Source organism: Sphingomonas sp. LaA6.9, assembly GCF_022601895.1.
In the GTDB taxonomy this organism is placed as follows: domain Bacteria; phylum Pseudomonadota; class Alphaproteobacteria; order Sphingomonadales; family Sphingomonadaceae; genus Sphingobium_A.
The window spans coordinates 1-17112 of the sequence record NZ_JAKVIO010000012.1 but is presented as its reverse complement, the minus strand read 5'-3'; the positions used below and the strand labels follow the sequence as shown (position 1 = coordinate 17112).

Here is a 17112-nt window from a genome sequence, read left to right as displayed (position 1 = left end):
GGCCGGATCCTTGGGTTATTGCAGCGCAATGAGTATCGGAACGAGGCCCGCCCCCTCGTCGAGCGGCGCCATGGCCTTGCCGATGACCGCGCCAAAGGCGCGTCCCTGGTCACTGGCCTTCATTGCGTGTCCAGGATGCGGCGAACTGGTCAGCAAATCGCCCACCCTGATCGCACCATAGCGTGCATCGGCCTTGCAATAGGCGCGCCCGACAAGCGCGATCGGCCTTGCGGGACGTTCTCCGTGCTGCCCCTTGCCCATCACGATGCCGGGCCGGAAATCCCCGGCGCCCGCAACGACGCCCACGACCCTGTTGTCATAGGCGCTTGCCGAGGGCTCGAGCACGCCATCGTCGCCAATGGACATGAGCGTGCCCGGTCCGATCGCGGGGTCGCTGCTGACGACGAATTCCTCCGCACAGTCCATTCCCGGGAACGACACGTCACCAGTCACGACTACGTTGCCCTTGAAAAAGCCAGCGGTCTTGTCGCCGCTATGTTCGGCATAAAGCGCCGCACCCGATCCATTGGGATTGTTGACCTTGGCGAAGACACCATTGCCGTTTCCCTTGGCCTCGCCGTGGACGCCCGAGCCGCTTCCCTTGCATTCGCCATAGACGCCCGAGCCGCCGCTCTGCGCGTTGACCTGCAGTCCGACAAGCGCGGTGCCACCGCCCCTTGCCTCCCCGAACACCGCTGGTCCCGTACTTGCAGGTGCCTGGTCCAGTTGAAAGGCAGCAACCGCCGCAACTGCGGTCGAGGTCGATTCCGCATGCAGCCCTTCGCCGGCCGAGCTGGCCAAAATGGCCGAGTCGGCGGGATTGTTGTTCGTGCTGGTGAAGCTTGGCATCGCAAGGCGTCCTTCCCGGTCCGGTTGCTATGGGTTGCAAGGCTGCGTCCAGCCGCGGGACGCGCAGCGCTGCGCGGCTCTAACCGCGAACAAGGCTGGGGTGATCCTGGGGAGGCTGAGGCACCGGCTGTTCGCATGTGGCGACCCCGTCGAACTTCACCCGGGCCCAGACGGCGTGGGTGCGCTCCGGTTCCCAGGAGCCCTTGATGCAGACCCACAGGCTTGCAAGCCCATTGGGCGAACTGTCGAACTCGTCCTCCGCCAGGGGCGTGAGGATCAGGACATCGCCGACCTTGCCGTCGCAGGGCAGCTTGTCCTGCCGGAAGTTGGGTCTGATGTTAAGCCTAGTATAAGAATCCAACGCCCGCCCTCCTTTTCTGAGAGTAGTCGCACAGCAACTTGACAAATGTCATGCTTGCCTAATATTTATTAATATAGGCGAAGTAACATGATATTAGACCTCAAATAACCTGTCAAGATCACCTGCGGAGACCGGGCGCGCGACACTGAACGACAGTCGACGGGTGGAAGCGCCTTCCGGCGAGGGCGAATGCCGGTGCAGAGGTCATCGTCGATTTTCGCAGTTTCAAGCGGATTACCGTGATCCGGACGCTGTCTTGCAAGCCCGGAAATTGGGATCCGCCGCCTCGACGGTGGATCCATGGAGGACCACGGACAGAGCCTCTGTTCTGGCTCCCGCGCGTTGAGCGGACCAGATTTCGTCTCCATATCCGTGCTTTGCTGAAGCTTTGCTTCGGTCGCGCAGAGGGGCCTCGCGCGCCCTCCAGTGGCCGCCTTTGCCCGCAGCCCATGCCCGGCATAGCCGCCAAAATGGAGCATTTGACGCGAGTGGCGAAAATATGCGCGTAATTGTCATCGACCGATCTGTGACACGGTCATGACCTTGCGCACCTGACCTGCTCCGGGAATTCTGGACCGTTTTGGGTTGGAGAATTCCAGTTATGAATGGAGGGGCAGGATACGGAGTGTCGATGAAGAGGACAAAGTCTTCGGAGGCGCAGATTGCCTTCGTGCTGAAGCAGGCGGACGATGGCATGTCGGTTGGCGCGGTGTGCCGCAAGGCTGGGATCAGCGAGGCGACGTACTATAATTGGCGCAAGAATTACGCCGGATTGATGCCGTCGGAGATGAAGCGGCTGCGACAGCTTGAGGAGGAGAACGCGAAGCTGAAGCGCCTGGTGGCTGACCTCAGTCTGGACAAGGCGATGCTGCAGGATGTCGTCTCGCGAAAGCTCTAGAGTCTGTTTCTGCTTGATTGAATCGAATGGGGATTCCCACGGCGGCTGGTTTCTGATTCAACCTTGAGGCTGGGTTGGAGGCCAGCAGGCATGGCGAAACCTTATTCCGATGATCTTCGAGAGCGGGTTGCGGCAGCCGTAGCTGGAGGCCGGAGCTGCCGGGAAGTTGCGGCCCTGTTTGATGTCAGTGTGGCGAGTGCTGTTAAATGGTCGCAGCGATTGCGTACGACAGGGACGGCAGCCGCAAAGCCGATGGGCGGTCACCGCAAGCGATTGCTTGCTCCGCACCGGGCCTTGGTTCTGGAGCGCTTGGTCGCGACACCTGAGATTACAGTGCGCGAGATGGTGGCGGAGTTAGCCGCCCACGGCATCGAAACCTGCCCGGTATCGGTATGGCGCCTGGTTCGTGCCGAAGGCATGAGCTTCAAAAAAAAGTCTGTTCGCCACCGAGCAGGACAGGCCCGCGATCGCCAGAAGAAGAGCACAGTGGAAGAAGTATCAGGGTCGCCTTGATCCGCGGCGTCTCGTCTTCATCGACGAGACCTGGGCCAAGACGAACATGACGCCCAAGGCCTGCCGTGATGACCGCTCTGTGCTCTATCAACGCGTTCCCAAGCTCTTTTCCAGTCTTGCCCTTGCCCGCGGTGATGGTCGCCATGCCAGGCTGCAGCGAACTCTGGGTAGCGTCCAGCTGCTGATCCTTGATGACTGGGGGCTCGAACCGCTTGACGCGCATGCGCGTCACGACCTGCTTGAAATTCTCGAGGAACGTTATGGTCGCCGCTCCACCCTCGTAACAAGCCAGCTCCCAATCGCGGCATGGCATGAGGTCATCGGGGATCCAACCTATGCCGACGCCATCCTCGATCGGCTCGTCCACAATGCCCATCGCTTGAACCTCGATGGCGACAGCATGCGCCGAACGAAAACCGACCAAGAGGCTTGACCGAAAGCGCGTTCGAAACAACAACCATCAAGACCAGTTAAGCCCTGCCTCCGAGGGGGCGACATCATCTCGGAATGAGGAGGCGCCATCTTCTCGGAACGAGGGGGCGGCTTCGTCGGAATCCACATGTTAGCATCAGCGGCACATGGCCCGCCCTGATGCCGGCACGCTGGAAAGCCACCAGCAGGGCGGTCCAAGTTCGGGGTGCAGCTCAAGACAACCCCGGACTTTATTCATAAGTGGAGGAAGAAAGGGGGAGCATTTCAACGATGCTGTCACTTTGACAGGTTGTTCGCAGCAGCATTTTGAGTCATGTGATGGCAGTCGGAAACCAATCTTTTACCGAGAGCAAATTCAATGCCGAATGGTGTTTCGCGCTATGCAGAGCGCAACAAGAAGACGGGGCTGGTACGTCGCACGCGGACCCGCTCGCGCTTGATCGAGGCGGGCATCCGCGTATTTCTCGATTTCGGTTTTGAAGCGCCTGTAATTGAGGATTTCGTGGCGGCGGCCGATGTATCCCGCGGCTCTTTCTACAATCACTTTCAGACGAAAGAGGAACTTCTCGAAGCCGTCAGTACGGTGCTTCGTAAGGAACTGATGGTAACATATGAGGAAGCCAAACTGCGGATCAGCGATCCGGCCGAACGTTTGGTGGGTGGGATCAGGTTCTTGATCCGCAACTCGCGGGAGAATCCCAGATGGGGCCTGCTTCTTCTGCAAATGCCCGCCTCCGTTAGCAGCGCTGAAGCGGAGTTTCGCCGCGGACCGCGGCGCGATCTGAAAGATTGTATCTCGCGGGGAATTTTGCCGAAACAAAATTTGGAAATCGGTGTCGATCTAATTATCGGCACCACGGGACAGGGCATCCGGGCGGCCGCATCGCTCGCGCGCCCTCAGGATTACCCTGAGCAGATCGCGACACTCCTGCTGATGGCATTGGGTATGGAACCATCGATGGCCGCAGAAATTGCGCGCAGGCCATTCCAAGACCTCAGCGCGGTAACGTCCGAACTCCCAGCGAACTGACAAAACCGGCAAGGGGGGCGGACCGGAAGCCGCCCGATGCAGTCTAGGCTGCGCGCTGGCCGGTCACGGGAAACGACCCAAGGCCTGCCGTACTTACAGTGCCCGACAGCGTGTCGCCCGACACGGTGAGCTTGCACCGAAGGGTAAGCGGCATGGGCTTCTTGACTGCCGTGGAAAATGTGAGGGTATCGCCCTCGATCTTCCCGTCGGCCACCGACACCGAGCCAAATGCACCTTCTATGTCACCGACGAACGTATCGCCCGCGCGCTTTACCGTCAGCTGGGCCCGCCGTTCGCCCAGCGGCGTCTTGGCGGACCAGTCCCAAACTCCATCAACGTTACCCATGACATCTCCTCCTCAACGTTAATCCGGAAATCACCGGCGGTAACCGACCTTGCCCCGAACCCAGCGAACCGACGAAACCGGCAAGGCGGGCGGCCGTGAAGCCGCCCGCATCGCAGCCTAGGCAGCGCGTTGACCGCTCGCAGGAAACGACCCAACGCCTGCCGCACTCACGGTGCCCGAAAGCGTGTCGCCAGACACGGTGAGCTCGCACTGTAGCGTAATCGGCATGGGCTTCGTGACTGCCGCAGAATATGTGAGAGTGTCGCCGCTAATCGTCCCGTCGGTCACCGGTACCGAGCCAAATGCACCTTCCATGCCCCCGGTGAACGTATCGCCCTCACGCTTTACCGTCAGCTGGACGCGCTGTTCGCCCAGCGGCGTCTTGGCGGACCAGTCCCAAACTCCATCAACATTCGTCATGATACTTCCTCCTTGGTGTTAATCCAGAAACTAGTAGCGGTACTCGAGCGTAACTCCGTAAGCTCGCGGGGCGTTGAGCTTGCGGACAGAATTGAGCTGGCTTGTGAGGACGGTGTTCATGACCTGCTCGTTAGTCAGATTATTGCCCCACAAGCGTACAGACATATCGCCCTGGGTGTAGGTGAGTGATGTGCTCAGCAGGCTATAGTTTGGCTGTCGCACCCGATTGTCGGCCTCGAAGAAAAAGCCGTCATTGTAGTAGTAGGTGGCTGAAGCCCGCCAATCGCCAGAATCGATTGGAAGGCGGTAGGTTCCGGTGATCGAGCCCGTAAAATGGGGCGCCTGCGGAAGCTCATTGCCGGTGGCCGAGCCTGAAACCTGCGTAAATCCTCCGGTTGGCCTCGGCGTTGAGATCGTCGCATTTGGGAAGGATGTGAATTCCGAATGGAGGTACTCCAATGCGCCGCTTACCGTAAAGCGGTTCGACAGCCTGGCATGGAAGTCCACGTCAACGCCGTAGAGTTCGGCGCCAGCCCCGTTGAACAATTGAATGGCTGTCCCGACGAACCCAAGCACCTGGACATCGGAATAATCATAATAGAAGGCTGAGGTGTTGAGCGTCAGGCGACGGTCCCAGAATTCGGATCGGAACCCTACCTCGTACGCATTCAGCTTCTCGGGCAGATAGGGTGGGGTGGCTGGGTTAGCTATGTTGAAGCCGCCGCTCTTCTGACCGCGATTGTAAGACGCGTATGCCATCACATCCGGGGTGAAGTGATGGTCGAGCGAAATCCGCCACGTCGGAGAATTGTCCGACGTTTCGTCGCTTATCGGAGTTCCAGGCCGGGACACCGGCCCGGCGAAGGTATCGACCTGCGCGTCAAGCTTGGCGTTTTCGTCGGTGTAGCGCCCACCCAAGGTCAGATTGGTCCGATCACTGAGGCGCACAGTGCCCTGCGCATAGGCGGCGAAGGACTCCGTCTCGATCGATGCCGCAGTCGTCTGCCGGGTCAGGCCGCGGAATATCAATGGTGAAAGGGTGGTCAGATAAAGTGCGTCGTCGTCAGAGCGGTAATAGAAGAGACCCGCCGTCCAAGTGAAGGGGGCGTCGGCCGGCGAAAGCAGTTGTAATTCCTGGGTAAACTGCTTGTTTTTGGCATCCCGAAAATTCCCAAGAAGGGCTGCGGGCGTACCGTCTACGTCGGAATCAGTCGTCGTGTAGCTCGTGCGACGGTAGGCCGTGATGCTGACGAACTCCGCAAAACCGAAGTCATGCCGGACCTTGCCGTTGACGCCCCAAGCCTCCGTGCGCCCGGCTTCGCTCAGGTTTGAATCGGCATCCCAACCTGTGGCTTGAGACACATAACCCAAAATCGACCGCGAGCCCTCGAGTGGAGTGAGGACGTTCATGCCCCTCGTCTTGTTCAACTCGTAGTCAGCGGAAAGCTCCACCTTTGTTTCAGGCGCGAGGCGAATGATCGACTTTGACCGGATGCCGAGGTCGAGATTGGTCTTGTAGACATCCTTGCCTGTAAAGAGATTGGTGCCCCAGCCCTCGCCCTGTGTCCTGGCTTGTACCGCGAGGTCGCTGGAGATCGCCTCCGAAATCGGCCCTCCGGCGTAGAACGTGCCGTTGAAGACCTCGTAGTTGGCGTAGCCTGCGGTCACTTCGCCGGACCACGTCGTCTCGCTTGGCGATCGTGTCGTCACTTGGACGACACCGGCGGTCGTGTTGCGACCGAAGAGCGTACCCTGCGGCCCCTTGAGAACATCGACGCGATCGACATTGTTCAATGTGATCAGTGCAGGCGACGGGGTACCGATGTAGATGTCATCCACATAGAGGGCTACGACGCTCTCCGATCCTGGCTGGATGGCGGTGCTGCCGACGCCGCGGATATGGGGCGATTGGGCAGCGTTGTCGCCGGGACCCTGATAACCGGACACGAGAGTCTTGAGTTCTTCCAGGTTGCGGACAGCCGCGTCCTCCAAGGATTGAGCCGACTGCGAGGTGACGGTCACCGGAACGTCCTGGAGACTCTCCGCGCGCCGCTGCGCGGTTACAATTATTTCTTCAATAGTTGCCGTGTCGATCTGGGGTTTGGGCACTTGCACCACTGGAGGTTCCGACACTTGGGCATTTGCCTCGACCGCAGCCAGAGCCAAAGGCAACGCAGGCACTGATACTAACCAAGTCCTCATGCTTTCCTCCCCACCCGAGCGTTCAAGTGCCCGATCTGATTATGTATGGTCCTCCATAAACCGATTTGACGACAATGTCCAATATGACGATCGTGACCAATTCAACACCGGAAATGTGATCCCATCCGCCGAGATCGAAAGGCGGTCAGCGGCCGTTTGGAGAAAACGGTGGGAGGGGTCATTCGCCGATCGGGCTGCATGTCGCGCCCCATTGCGACCGCCACCAAAATAGCGCGCCAGGGATCGGCCTCGATCGTGTCGAAGATTGCCCCGGCCGAGCGTGCGCAAACACTCAACATTTGGATTGACGAGGTCGAAGCTCGCCCACGTCGATCGGCGATCGTCAGGATGGCGCGGGATGCGCGCGCACTTGCCGACACGCACGGATACGCCTTCGCCCGAAACGAGGCGAGGGCGACGCGTCACGGCTGTGCGGTCACCTCCACGGCATCGGCAAAGCGCGCGCGCAGCACCTTCTTGTCGATCTTGCCGACGCTGGTGAGGGGAAGCTGATCGACGATCTCGAACTGGTCGAGCCTGGCATATCGCGTGATCACTCCCTCCGCGATCGCCTTCTCCACGGGCACATTGAGGAGATCGAGGGTAGGCGTCGCGCCCAGCCTCGCCACGATTACAGCAAGCGGGCGCTCACCCCATTTGACATCGGGTACAGCGATCACCGAGGCTTCAGCGAATCCTTCTGCGGTCGCGACGAGTTCCTCAAGATGGATCGAATCGATCCACTCGCCACCCGTCTTGATCACATCCTTCAGCCGGTCGCGGATCTGAATTTGTCCCTGCGGATCTATCGTCGCGATGTCCTGCGTGTGCAGCCAGCCGCCGCGCCACAGGGCCTCTGAGGCCTTCGTATCGCCGGTGTAACAGAGGGTCAGCCACGGCGCGCGCAATATCAGCTCGCCGCGCGTCCGGCCGTCCTGCGGTAGCTCGTTCATGTCCTGGTCGACGATGCGGACATCGACCAGCGGCGCCGGAATGCCCGTCATCGTGAGAGTGGACAGCACATCATCATCAAGTAGAGTCGGGAAGCGCCGGGCAGCCTTCGCCACCAGCGGGCAGGTTTCGGACATACCGTAGCCAGCCGCGACGTCCATGCCGCGCCGGCGGCCCTCCGCACACTGCGCCCTGGTCAACGCGCTGCCGCCGATAGTCATCTTCCAGCCGGTGAGGTCGGTACCGGTCTGGTTCGCGGCCTGGATTACCATCTCGAGCATGGTCGGCACGCAATGCGAGTAGGAAACCCGGTGCTCGCTGCGCAATCGTCAAATCAGCGCTGGTTCGTAACGCCCGGGATAGACCTGCTTTACCCCCAGCATCGTCGCGACATAGGGTATGCCCCAGGCATGGACGTGGAACATGGGGGTGAGCGGCATGTAGACGTCGTCGATGCCGAGCCCCGGCGACGCTAGCGATGCACCGTAATGCGCGGCGGAGGCTAGCGTGTGGAGCACGAGCTGGCGATGAGTGAAGCACACGCCCTTTGGGTTGCCGGTCGTGCCCGTGGTGTAGAATGTGGTGGCGACCGCATTCTCGTCAAAATCCTCGAAGGGGTAATCGGGCGAAGCGGCGGCCGATAGCATTTCATATTCGCCGCTGGCCCAAGCCGGCAGATCGCCCTCGGTGCCGTCCATGATCGCGATCAGCGCCTTCACCTCGGGAAGCGACGGCAAGATGGCTTCGACGATCGGAAAGAAGTCGCGGTGGACGAAGAGGATCTCGGCGCGCGCATGCTGCAGCGTGTAGCCGATCTGCAGCGCCGGCAGGCGAATGTTCACCGTCTGCAGCACTGCGCCCATCATTGGTGCGGCGAAATAGGCTTCCAGATAGCGATGGCTGTCCCAATCCATCACCGCCACCGTCATGCCCGCTTCCGCGCCCAGCGCCGCGAGCAAGCCGGCTAGCCGACCCACACGTCCGACGAATTCGCGATAGCTATAGCTTCCCTGATCCCGATAGACGATCTGTTGGTCGGCAGCCTTCACCAAGATGCCGTCCAGCAGATGCCGGATGGTCAGCGGTACTTGATACGCCTCGGCAGCGGGCTCGGCGAAGCGCAAGGGCATGATCCTGTCCTCTTTTTCTATCATTTACTGTTTGGGCTGGCGGTTGAGCGACTTGCCTTCGGCGATGCATCGACGGACAAGCAGTGGCGAGAAGGCGAACCGCTCGCCCAGTGCATGCCGGTAACGATCGCGCGCTTTGACGCACACTATGTTCACTTTACGCCCGCCTCGACATCCTGGATCAATCAGGTAGAGCGCTGGTTCGCCGAACTGACCCGAAAACAGCGGCAATGCGGTGTCTCAACCTCTACCAGTCAGATCGAGGCCGACATCCGTACATTATCGAGCGCCACGAACGGAAACCCGAAGCCCGGTCGAGGCACTATGCAGCCGACGTAACCGGTCCTGGGCAAGCACTTGTTACCATCGATCCTCTGACAAAGGGCCTCAGGTCGTCAGGCCGCAGCATCAGCTTCATCGACAATAGTATTGCGGAGTGTGCCGATCTTGTCGATCACGACCTCGATCACATCTCCGGGCTTCATCCAGACTTGAGGGTTGCGCGCGGCACCCACTCCTCCGGTTGTGCCAGTTGCGATGACGTCGCCGGTCTGCAACGGCATCACTTGCGAGATGTAGGCGATCAGGTCTGGAACGCCGAACAACAGATCGTCGAACCTCGCCCGCTGCATTTCCTGCCCGTTTAACAGCGCCCTGATCTCAAGGTTCGAGATGTCGCCAACCTCATCTGCCGTCACGATCCACGGTCCGAACGCGCCGGATCTCCAGAAGGACTTCCCGGACAGGAACTGCCCGGAATGAAACTGGAAATCCCGTATCGAGCCATCGTTGAAGCCAGCAAAACCCGCGACATGTTCCATGGCCCGTTCTGCTGCGATGTGCCGGCCGCCCTTTCCAATCACGACCGCGAGTTCGGCCTCAAAGTCGAACATCTGCGACGCGCGTGGCCGCACGAGAGGCTCATCCTGTCCGACGAGGCTGTCAGCAAAGCGAACAAACAGCATTGGATGCTCGGGTGGCTCGCGTCCGAGTTCCAGAACGTGCGAGCGATAGTTGAGGCCGACGCAGATGATTCTGTCCGAATTCCAGATCGGCGGAAGCCACGTCACATCCGACACGGCGATGCGGTCTGAGCCTGCCGGGTGAGTTCCGGCTGGCAGCTCCAGCAGCGAAGCCTGAGGAACCGTCAGCGCATCGAGCAACGTTGCCGGAGCACCTGGCCGACCGCCGATATCCAAGATTTCATCATCGATGACCACACCGTAGGAACTCCGACCGCTGATCATGTAGGATGCAAGTTTCACCGAATTCTCCCATTTTGTCTCAATCTTGCATCGGTCGCGGAAGGGGTTCCGAACCGCTGCGGACCCAAGGGATCCATTGCACCAACTGATGCGCACAATCGCTTGTCACCGGATCGCCAGAAACCTGCATTCGCCCCGGCGGGTTGACGTCGTTTGCGCGCCGCCCATAGATCCTTAGCGGGGGGGGCGGCGGCGGGCTCTCAACGCTGGTACTTGTCGACCCGCCACGCCGTTCGGACGTGACGGGCCGCCTGTGGCTCAAGCCTTGATAAAGTCGATCGCAACCTGGTTAAAGGTTTCCGGCGCCTCGAACTGAGGCCAGTGCTTGGTCTTCGGGATGGGATGAACGGTAACGTTCGGGTTCCCTTTTACCTCTTGGCAGATGTCATACGAGAAGTCGTGCGAGTCCGGCGTTTCGATGAACAGGGCTGGCACCTTGGGATGATCCCAGTGCTCCTGGGCGACAAGATTCTCAGCAATCGCCTGGGGCGACAATAGCGCGACGATCCGCTCCATAGAGCTCGGCATTTCTGGCAGTTTGTAGATACTTTGGCGCACACCGATAACGTCATCGATCTTGTTCTTCTCTTCCAAGATCAATTCATCGAACATCTCGCGCACGGCTTCCCATGTGGGGTTCTGGACTGTACTGATCCGCCGCTTGCGGATGTGTTCCGCGATCGCTGCGGTGTCGGGTTTTACGGCAGCGGCCAGCATCGCCGGCACGAGCTTGCCGGCGGCGGCGATCATCACAATCTTGTTGACCTTCTCGGGATACTTGGCGGTAAAGGCCATAGTTACGAACGACCCGAGCGACACGCCGATCAAAGAGGCCTTCTCGACGTTCTTCGCCTTCAGGAAGCCGTCGACCTGGGCAATATAGTCAGCGATAAACAGATCTTTGTCGGGCTTATCCGAAAAACCCGTTCCGACAAAATCCATTGCTAGGACGTGAAAATCCTTCGAGAACGGCCCGATGTTGGCCATGAAATTCTCGAGGCTTCCCGCAATACCATGGAGCATCAGGACCGTCGGCTTCGAAGGATCGCCTGCCTCGATGTACCGCGTCCTCACCCCCCCCGCGTCGATCCAGTCCACCTTGTGCGGAACGTCATACACGTAGGTCCAGAAGCTACGATAGGGAACATCGGCGGTGTTTGCTGTCATGATGTACTCCAGAGGTCTTGGCTTAAAACGAAATAAAAGCCCCGGTCGCCGCGCGGGCGATACCGCGACGAGTTGGGCGTTGGAGGGAGGCGACCCGATGGTCTGGTAAAGACCCTTTCCGTAGCCATCGACACCCTCCCACGGCTGCACGGAAGCGAACTGGCCGCATGGCATCCGGTCTGTTGTTGCTTAACGTGTCGCAGAATTATCAAACTGCACGTTTATGTCAATAAGACATTTAAGGACACTTCAACCGATAGGGCGTCGTTCGCGCTTGGGAGCATGCGCAGCAAGGTTCGAGGCGGATGAGTGGCGATCGCCCCCGCCCACGTACTCCCTGGGCGGATTCAACCGGTCTTTATGGCGGCATCAGGAGGCGTGCGTTGATCGTCGCACCCCGAGATGGCGCTTGCGATCCCGGTCCACCTGCACCCGGGAATGGGGCCCTTCTTAGCGGCTCGACCGGCCTGCTCATTCGCTACCCCAGGTCCCTGTTGCGCGACCGACATGCTGAAAGCCCGCGCTTCTTCAATCTCAATCGAAGCTGAACTGGGCCGGAGAGAAGAAGATCACCCTTCAGCCAGAGCACGCTCACCGACTGGCGGAGGCTCGCCCTCGTCCGGAATGGCTTCATTCGTTGCAAGCGGGACCCGCCCGAGCATGAGAAAGGCAAGCGCGCCCATCGCAAAGAAGATCGCCCCGACGATCAGCGCCACCGTGTAGTTGCCGTTGAGATCGTAAAGGAGACCGTAGGTCTGCACCGCGATGCCGGCCGATAGAAGAATGGATGATGTCATGATCCCGTAGACCGACGCGTAAATGCGCAGCGTCATGTGGCGGGATACGAAGTACGGTAGAAAATCGAGTTCAGCGCCCATTTGAACGCCCAGCAGCATGGTGACGCAGGCGGCTAAAGCAATACCCGGTAAGGGGATCGCCAGAAGGGCAAGAATGCCGATCGCGCCGCTCATGGTGATCACGAAGGCGACGTAGTGAGGATTGGTGCGATCAAGAAAATATCCGACGCAGAGTCGTCCGATCAGCACAGAGAAACTGTACAAAGAGAGCAGGAGGGCAGCCTGATCTTCGTTAAAACCCTTACTCACCATGACTGGCACAAAATGGCTCAACGTTCCGACCGCGGGAATGTGAACGAACATCATAGCGCCGAAGATGAGCCAGAAGGCGGGCAGACGGAACATGGCGCGCCAAGGCTCCCGCTGGGCTGGACGGACAGGCTGAAGCCGATTTCGTTCGGGCTGTGGGCGCGCGAACATCAGGAAGATGGCCGGCAGTCCTACGACCCACACCAGAGTCGAGAGCAACACGTACCCCCCACGCCAGCCCTCGGCATCGATGACCTGGCGCAGCACCAGCGGCATCACCAGCCCGGAAACAGCAACGCCCGTCGCCGCGATCGCCAACGCTGTTCCACGTTGTTTGTCGAACCAGGCGTTGACTGTGCGCGTGTAGGTCAGGGCGCTGCACGCTACCCCGGATACCGCTGACAGGGCCACCACCAGGCGGTAGTTTCCGATGCTCGACGGGAGGATTGCGTAAAGCATGTAGGCGATCGCGAGGCCGATCGTTCCCGCGAAGATCACCGGTTTCGCACCAACACGGTCGACCACGTATCCCGTGATCGGAGCAGTCACCGCGCCCACTGCGACCATCCCCATGATGCTGGAGACCTGGCTGCGCGACCAGCCGAATTCGCGGACCATTTCGAGCATGAATATGCTGGAGATATGTTGGTAGATGAGCGGTCCACTGGCCAGACCCAGAAATGCTCCGAGAACGACGTGCCAGCCCCTTCTCCACTCCATATCCGTCATTTTCATGTCAGGATCTCTCCGCAGAATTGCTTGGTGATTGCTTGAATCGATTCGCCCTTATTGCCCTTGGCTGGCGAAGACGGGGCTCGAAACGATTTCGACGATTATCGCTCGAAAACGCCCTCAGGCGCTATGGAACGATCTCGCTGCTATAACAAAATGACATATTCGTCCATTTCAAAAATGCGCCATTGCCGCTACCTGATCTGGCTGCGCCGAATGTCGATCCCGCCCAGCTAGGCTTGAGCCTGGCGCTCACGCATTATGCGCTCAAGCTCCGGTTGGAGCAGGTCGCCATGCTCCGGGTGAGGCTGCAGGATCGAGGCCTCGGGCTCGCCGCTCTCAACCCGCGCCGCCAGTTCATCCGGATCCAGCGTTACCCCGATCGGGTTGCGGTTAAACGCACCTGTGCGGAGCCAAGCGTTGAGCGTGTCGCGATCGGGAAAGTTCTCGACACTCAACTCGACGCTGTTCTGATCGGGATCGTGATAATAAAATGAGGTCGCCACACCATGGTTGACGCACCAGTGCGGCTCGATACCCTCGGCCTTGAGCGCGCGGTAAACGGAGACGGTGTCGGCCAGCCTGTCGTAGGTGAAGGCGACATGATGCAAGTTGGACTGCGGACCCCGCATCGCGGCCGCCTGCGGCACCTCTATAAGCGCTAGTCGGTCTTGGCTGTCGTCCCACGTCAAAAAGCTTATGAACGGGGTCTCCAGCACAACCGACATGCCGAGTGCCTTGCAGTACCAAGCAATCATGTCCTTCGTGCGGGCCGTTTTTAGCACGATATGAGCGTACTCGCGCGGATGTGGCGTTTGACGCCGCTCGGGCACATAGGCGGTTGTCGTATTGGCATGGAGGTCGGTCGTCATTCAAAGGTTTCCTCTTACCAAGCTTCGCAACCGGCACCGCGCCGGCGGGCGCGAGATTTTTAGATTTGAACATGTTTGTCATTTTAAGAGAGGAGAGGCAATGGGTTTGGCGTTGTCGTTCGCAAATCCCGGAGAAGTGGGAAACTGTGCCTAACGGTCAGAAGAGTCGTTCAAGTCGCGGGCATAGCCGCGTTGAAGCGCAACACCCAGTTGCGCACGATCTGCGGCGTCACGCCACCAAGCCTGGAGCGATCGCTTCGGCTACCGCCGTCCAGAATCAGCGGCGAGAAAATCCCCGCCCGTGAGTCAAGTGGCGCCTTTTTTATTTGAGTGCAGAAGATGAACGAGAAATTGCCTCAATATAAGTTTCGTGCCCCTCTCGACCCGCCATACCGTCAGCGAGCCTTCGACGTCCATGTCAAAATGACGATTGCGTATAAAACTACGTTGGGCTAATGGCAGGGCTATTCTGCCTCGAACGTATCGTTCGGATGGCCGTGAACTGGAGTTTGACGATGGAAGCTTTGACGGAACTGGATGACGCCGGACTTGATCTGATTTTTCGCGAAGCGCGAACAGCCAACACTTGGCTTGATAAGCCAGTGCCTGAAAGCCTGCTTCGGCATCTGTACGATGTCGTAAGGATGGGGCCGACCAGCGCCAACACCAATCCGGCCCGCTTCGTGTTCGTCACATCGCCCGAGGGCAAGGAGCGCCTCAAGCCTCATATTAGCGAGAAGAATGTTGGCAAGACCATGGCGGCGCCATGCTGCGTCATCATCGCCTACGACAAAGAGTTTTACGAATACATGCCGAAGCTTGTGCCGTACCTCGACGTCAAGCCGCTATTCGAAAACATGCCCGAGATGGCACTCGACACAGCGACGCGCAATTCGGCGATGCAGGGCGCCTATCTGATTATTGCCGCGCGCGCGCTCGGACTAGGCGCGGGGCCAATGCAGGGATTTGATCGGGCGACTCTTGACGCCGAGTTCTTTCCCGACGGTCGATGGACCACCAATTTTCTTTGCAATATCGGTTACCGGGACGGCGCAACTGGCTTCCCCCGTATGCCGCGGCTGGATTTCGAAGAGGCGTGCCGGATTCTCTAGGGGCGGTCAATTCCGGCGCGGTGAAGGCTGGGCGCCCGCAAAATCAACGAGCTCGGCACCGCTGCGCCGCGTGGAAATGTCATAATAGTCAAACGCAATTTTTGTGCGTTGGACATCAAAGGTGGAACCATTGATGACGATGGCGTCAATTAAACAGGCTGAACAGCAATATGACGTGGGCGGTGTCCTGCTTGAGCGGCCGTTTCAAATCACGCGGCTAGGGCACTTCGGCCTCACGTTAGCGAAGTTCGAAGAGGGCGTTCGCTTCTATACCGAAATCCTCGGCTTCCGAATCTCGGAGCGACAGGACGTTGCGCAAAATGCACCTGCGGTCGTTCGACCCTTGATCAAGATGATCAAGGACCGCGACGTCGTGATGCTCCGGCACAATACCGAGCATCACACGCTGGTGTTGATCAGCACAAGCGTGAACGACCTTGGCGAACGGATACTGCGGAAGCGAAATCCGGTCAAAGAGATCACCACAAACCAGATCACATGGCAGGTCGGCAGCCTCGCCGAAGTGGTGAATGGCCGAGACTATTTCGCGGCACGTGGGATTCGGGTCCTTATTGCAGGTCGTGACATGCCGGGATCGAACTGGCACTGCTACATCGAAGATTCCGAGGGACGCGCGAACGAAATTTATTACGGCATTGAACAGATCGGTTGGGATGGTCGAAGCAAGCCGACGACGCTCTATCAACGTATCGAGAAGCCTCCCGAACTCCCTCAGCCGAGCGAATGGCAAGAGATTGATGATGCTGCTGCTGCGGGCGTCGATCTGACCGCAGGTCACCGGGACATTGAGACCTTGCCTCCGGTGCATGAAGTCGATGGCATCCTCATGTCCCGACCATTCAAGATCACGCGTATTGGCCCAGTAGGTCTCCTGGTCGAGGACGCGGAAAGGGCTCTGCAATTCTATCGCGACTCCATGGGATTTGTAGAAACGGAACGTGTGCCGGTAGGCGAGTCACAGATCATCTATCTGCGCAATAACACTGAGCATCACTCCTTGGCGCTCGTGCCGATCGAACTGCGCGATAAACTGGGGCTCAGTGCGCATAGCACGCTCGCGTGGTTTGGGCTGCAGCTTGGGAACTACCGTCAACTCCGTCGCGCCATCGATTTTCTGCGTGAACGGGGCGTGACGGTCCGCGACGACCTGACCCCCGGTGTGCACCCGGGCATCGACCACGCCGTATGGGCTTTCGACCCGGATGGTCATTGCTTGCTGCTCTATTGGTCTATGGACCAAGTCGGTTGGAACGGAGAGACCCGAGGAGCGCGCGCGCCGGCAGGGCCGGTATCGACCTGGCCGGATCAAGTTCCTGGACGCTCCGACGCCTTCAATGGACAGGTGTTTCTCGGACCGCTCGCCTAGGCGCGACATGGCGAGATAAGCTGCAAAGGAATATACGATAATGCGATTGGCAAGCTTTCTGATCGATGAGCAGCCGGCGTTTGGTTTCGTTCCCGACGACACGTCGGTGGCACCGGTAGACTCTCGCCTGGCGAGCGGCGTGGAGGCGTTGCTTACTTGGGAGCCTGGGCGTCGAGCAGAGCTGCTTGACCAGTGTGATCGCGTGGAACTGAGCCGTGTTCGTTGGCTGCCGCCCATTACGCGGCCAACCCTCGTGATCGGTATTGGCCTGAATACCAAGAGCCATTTCGAAGAAACCGCGGAGCTTTATCATCGCACCCCGGGTGACTACCCCGCCTA

15 protein-coding genes and 4 pseudogenes are annotated in these 17112 nt (G+C 59.3%); 8 read left to right on the top strand and 11 right to left on the bottom strand.

Annotation, left to right across the window (positions count from 1 at the left end; genetic code table 11):
- Nucleotides 1-15: 15 nt before the first annotated feature.
- Together MKI88_RS08295 and MKI88_RS08290 are read right to left on the bottom strand one after the other, a co-directional pair.
- Nucleotides 16-849, bottom strand: a complete 834-nt coding sequence (locus MKI88_RS08295; protein ID WP_241630702.1) for a hypothetical protein — start codon at nt 847-849, stop codon at nt 16-18.
- A gap of 79 nt (nt 850-928) precedes the next feature.
- Nucleotides 929-1210 carry a hypothetical protein gene (locus MKI88_RS08290; RefSeq protein WP_241630701.1) on the bottom strand — a complete coding sequence of 94 codons (282 nt, stop codon included), beginning with the start codon at nt 1208-1210 and terminating at the stop codon, nt 929-931.
- A 631-nt stretch (nt 1211-1841) separates the two neighbouring features.
- On the opposite strand from MKI88_RS08290, the pseudogene MKI88_RS08285 reads away from it, so the two are divergent.
- From MKI88_RS08285 to MKI88_RS08270, 4 genes and pseudogenes are all read left to right on the top strand, one after another.
- Nucleotides 1842-2102 (top strand): annotated as a pseudogene (locus MKI88_RS08285) (transposase); the annotation flags it as partial.
- Nucleotides 2103-2198: 96 nt separating this feature from the next.
- The gene (locus tag MKI88_RS08280) at nt 2199-2621 is read left to right on the top strand and encodes a hypothetical protein (RefSeq protein WP_407073320.1); all 423 of its coding nucleotides are present in this window, start codon (nt 2199-2201) and stop codon (nt 2619-2621) included.
- Nucleotides 2545-3054: an ATP-binding protein gene (locus tag MKI88_RS08275; protein ID WP_407073322.1), complete on the top strand. Its 510-nt coding sequence runs from the start codon at nt 2545-2547 to the stop codon at nt 3052-3054. The genes MKI88_RS08280 and MKI88_RS08275 overlap by 77 nt, the downstream gene beginning before the upstream one ends.
- Nucleotides 3055-3411: 357 nt before the next feature.
- Nucleotides 3412-4083: a TetR/AcrR family transcriptional regulator gene (locus tag MKI88_RS08270; RefSeq protein WP_241630699.1), complete on the top strand. Its 672-nt coding sequence runs from the start codon at nt 3412-3414 to the stop codon at nt 4081-4083.
- 43 nt (nt 4084-4126) lie between these two features.
- On the opposite strand, the gene MKI88_RS08265 is transcribed toward MKI88_RS08270, so the two are convergent.
- From MKI88_RS08265 to MKI88_RS08245, 5 genes and pseudogenes are all read right to left on the bottom strand, one after another.
- A complete protein-coding gene (locus MKI88_RS08265) occupies nt 4127-4429 on the bottom strand; it encodes a hypothetical protein (RefSeq protein ID WP_241630697.1) in 303 nt (100 codons plus the stop codon).
- A 117-nt stretch (nt 4430-4546) separates the two neighbouring features.
- A complete protein-coding gene (locus MKI88_RS08260) occupies nt 4547-4849 on the bottom strand; it encodes a hypothetical protein (protein ID WP_241630696.1) in 303 nt (100 codons plus the stop codon).
- A 30-nt stretch (nt 4850-4879) separates the two neighbouring features.
- Nucleotides 4880-6967: a TonB-dependent receptor gene (locus tag MKI88_RS08255; protein ID WP_241630693.1), complete on the bottom strand. Its 2088-nt coding sequence runs from the start codon at nt 6965-6967 to the stop codon at nt 4880-4882.
- A gap of 506 nt (nt 6968-7473) precedes the next feature.
- Nucleotides 7474-8004, bottom strand: coding sequence for an AMP-binding enzyme (locus tag MKI88_RS21460; RefSeq protein WP_348636248.1), 531 nt, complete (start codon nt 8002-8004; stop codon nt 7474-7476).
- Nucleotides 7990-8979: pseudogene (locus MKI88_RS08245) on the bottom strand (AMP-binding protein); the annotation flags it as partial. The gene MKI88_RS21460 and the pseudogene MKI88_RS08245, both read right to left, overlap by 15 nt.
- A 300-nt stretch (nt 8980-9279) precedes the next feature.
- Here MKI88_RS08245 and MKI88_RS08240 point away from each other — a divergent pair.
- Nucleotides 9280-9456, top strand: a pseudogene (locus MKI88_RS08240) (IS630 family transposase); the annotation flags it as partial.
- Nucleotides 9457-9527: 71 nt separating this feature from the next.
- Here the strand turns inward: MKI88_RS08240 and MKI88_RS08235 are convergent.
- From MKI88_RS08235 to MKI88_RS08220, 4 genes are all read right to left on the bottom strand, one after another.
- Nucleotides 9528-10397: a fumarylacetoacetate hydrolase family protein gene (locus MKI88_RS08235; RefSeq protein WP_241630691.1), complete on the bottom strand. Its 870-nt coding sequence runs from the start codon at nt 10395-10397 to the stop codon at nt 9528-9530.
- A gap of 258 nt (nt 10398-10655) precedes the next feature.
- Nucleotides 10656-11564, bottom strand: a complete 909-nt coding sequence (locus tag MKI88_RS08230; protein ID WP_241630690.1) for an alpha/beta fold hydrolase — start codon at nt 11562-11564, stop codon at nt 10656-10658.
- A 569-nt stretch (nt 11565-12133) separates the two neighbouring features.
- Complete coding sequence (locus tag MKI88_RS08225) at nt 12134-13405, bottom strand: MFS transporter (protein WP_241630687.1); 1272 nt, start codon at nt 13403-13405, stop codon at nt 12134-12136.
- A gap of 230 nt (nt 13406-13635) precedes the next feature.
- Nucleotides 13636-14274, bottom strand: a complete 639-nt coding sequence (locus MKI88_RS08220; RefSeq protein WP_241630684.1) for a VOC family protein — start codon at nt 14272-14274, stop codon at nt 13636-13638.
- Between the two features lie 515 nt (nt 14275-14789).
- On the opposite strand from MKI88_RS08220, the gene MKI88_RS08215 reads away from it, so the two are divergent.
- From MKI88_RS08215 to MKI88_RS08205, 3 genes and pseudogenes are all read left to right on the top strand, one after another.
- A complete protein-coding gene (locus MKI88_RS08215) occupies nt 14790-15386 on the top strand; it encodes a malonic semialdehyde reductase (RefSeq protein ID WP_241630681.1) in 597 nt (198 codons plus the stop codon).
- A gap of 133 nt (nt 15387-15519) precedes the next feature.
- Nucleotides 15520-16773 carry a VOC family protein gene (locus MKI88_RS08210; protein WP_241630679.1) on the top strand — a complete coding sequence of 418 codons (1254 nt, stop codon included), beginning with the start codon at nt 15520-15522 and terminating at the stop codon, nt 16771-16773.
- 40 nt (nt 16774-16813) lie between these two features.
- Nucleotides 16814-17112, top strand: a pseudogene (locus tag MKI88_RS08205) (hypothetical protein); the annotation flags it as partial.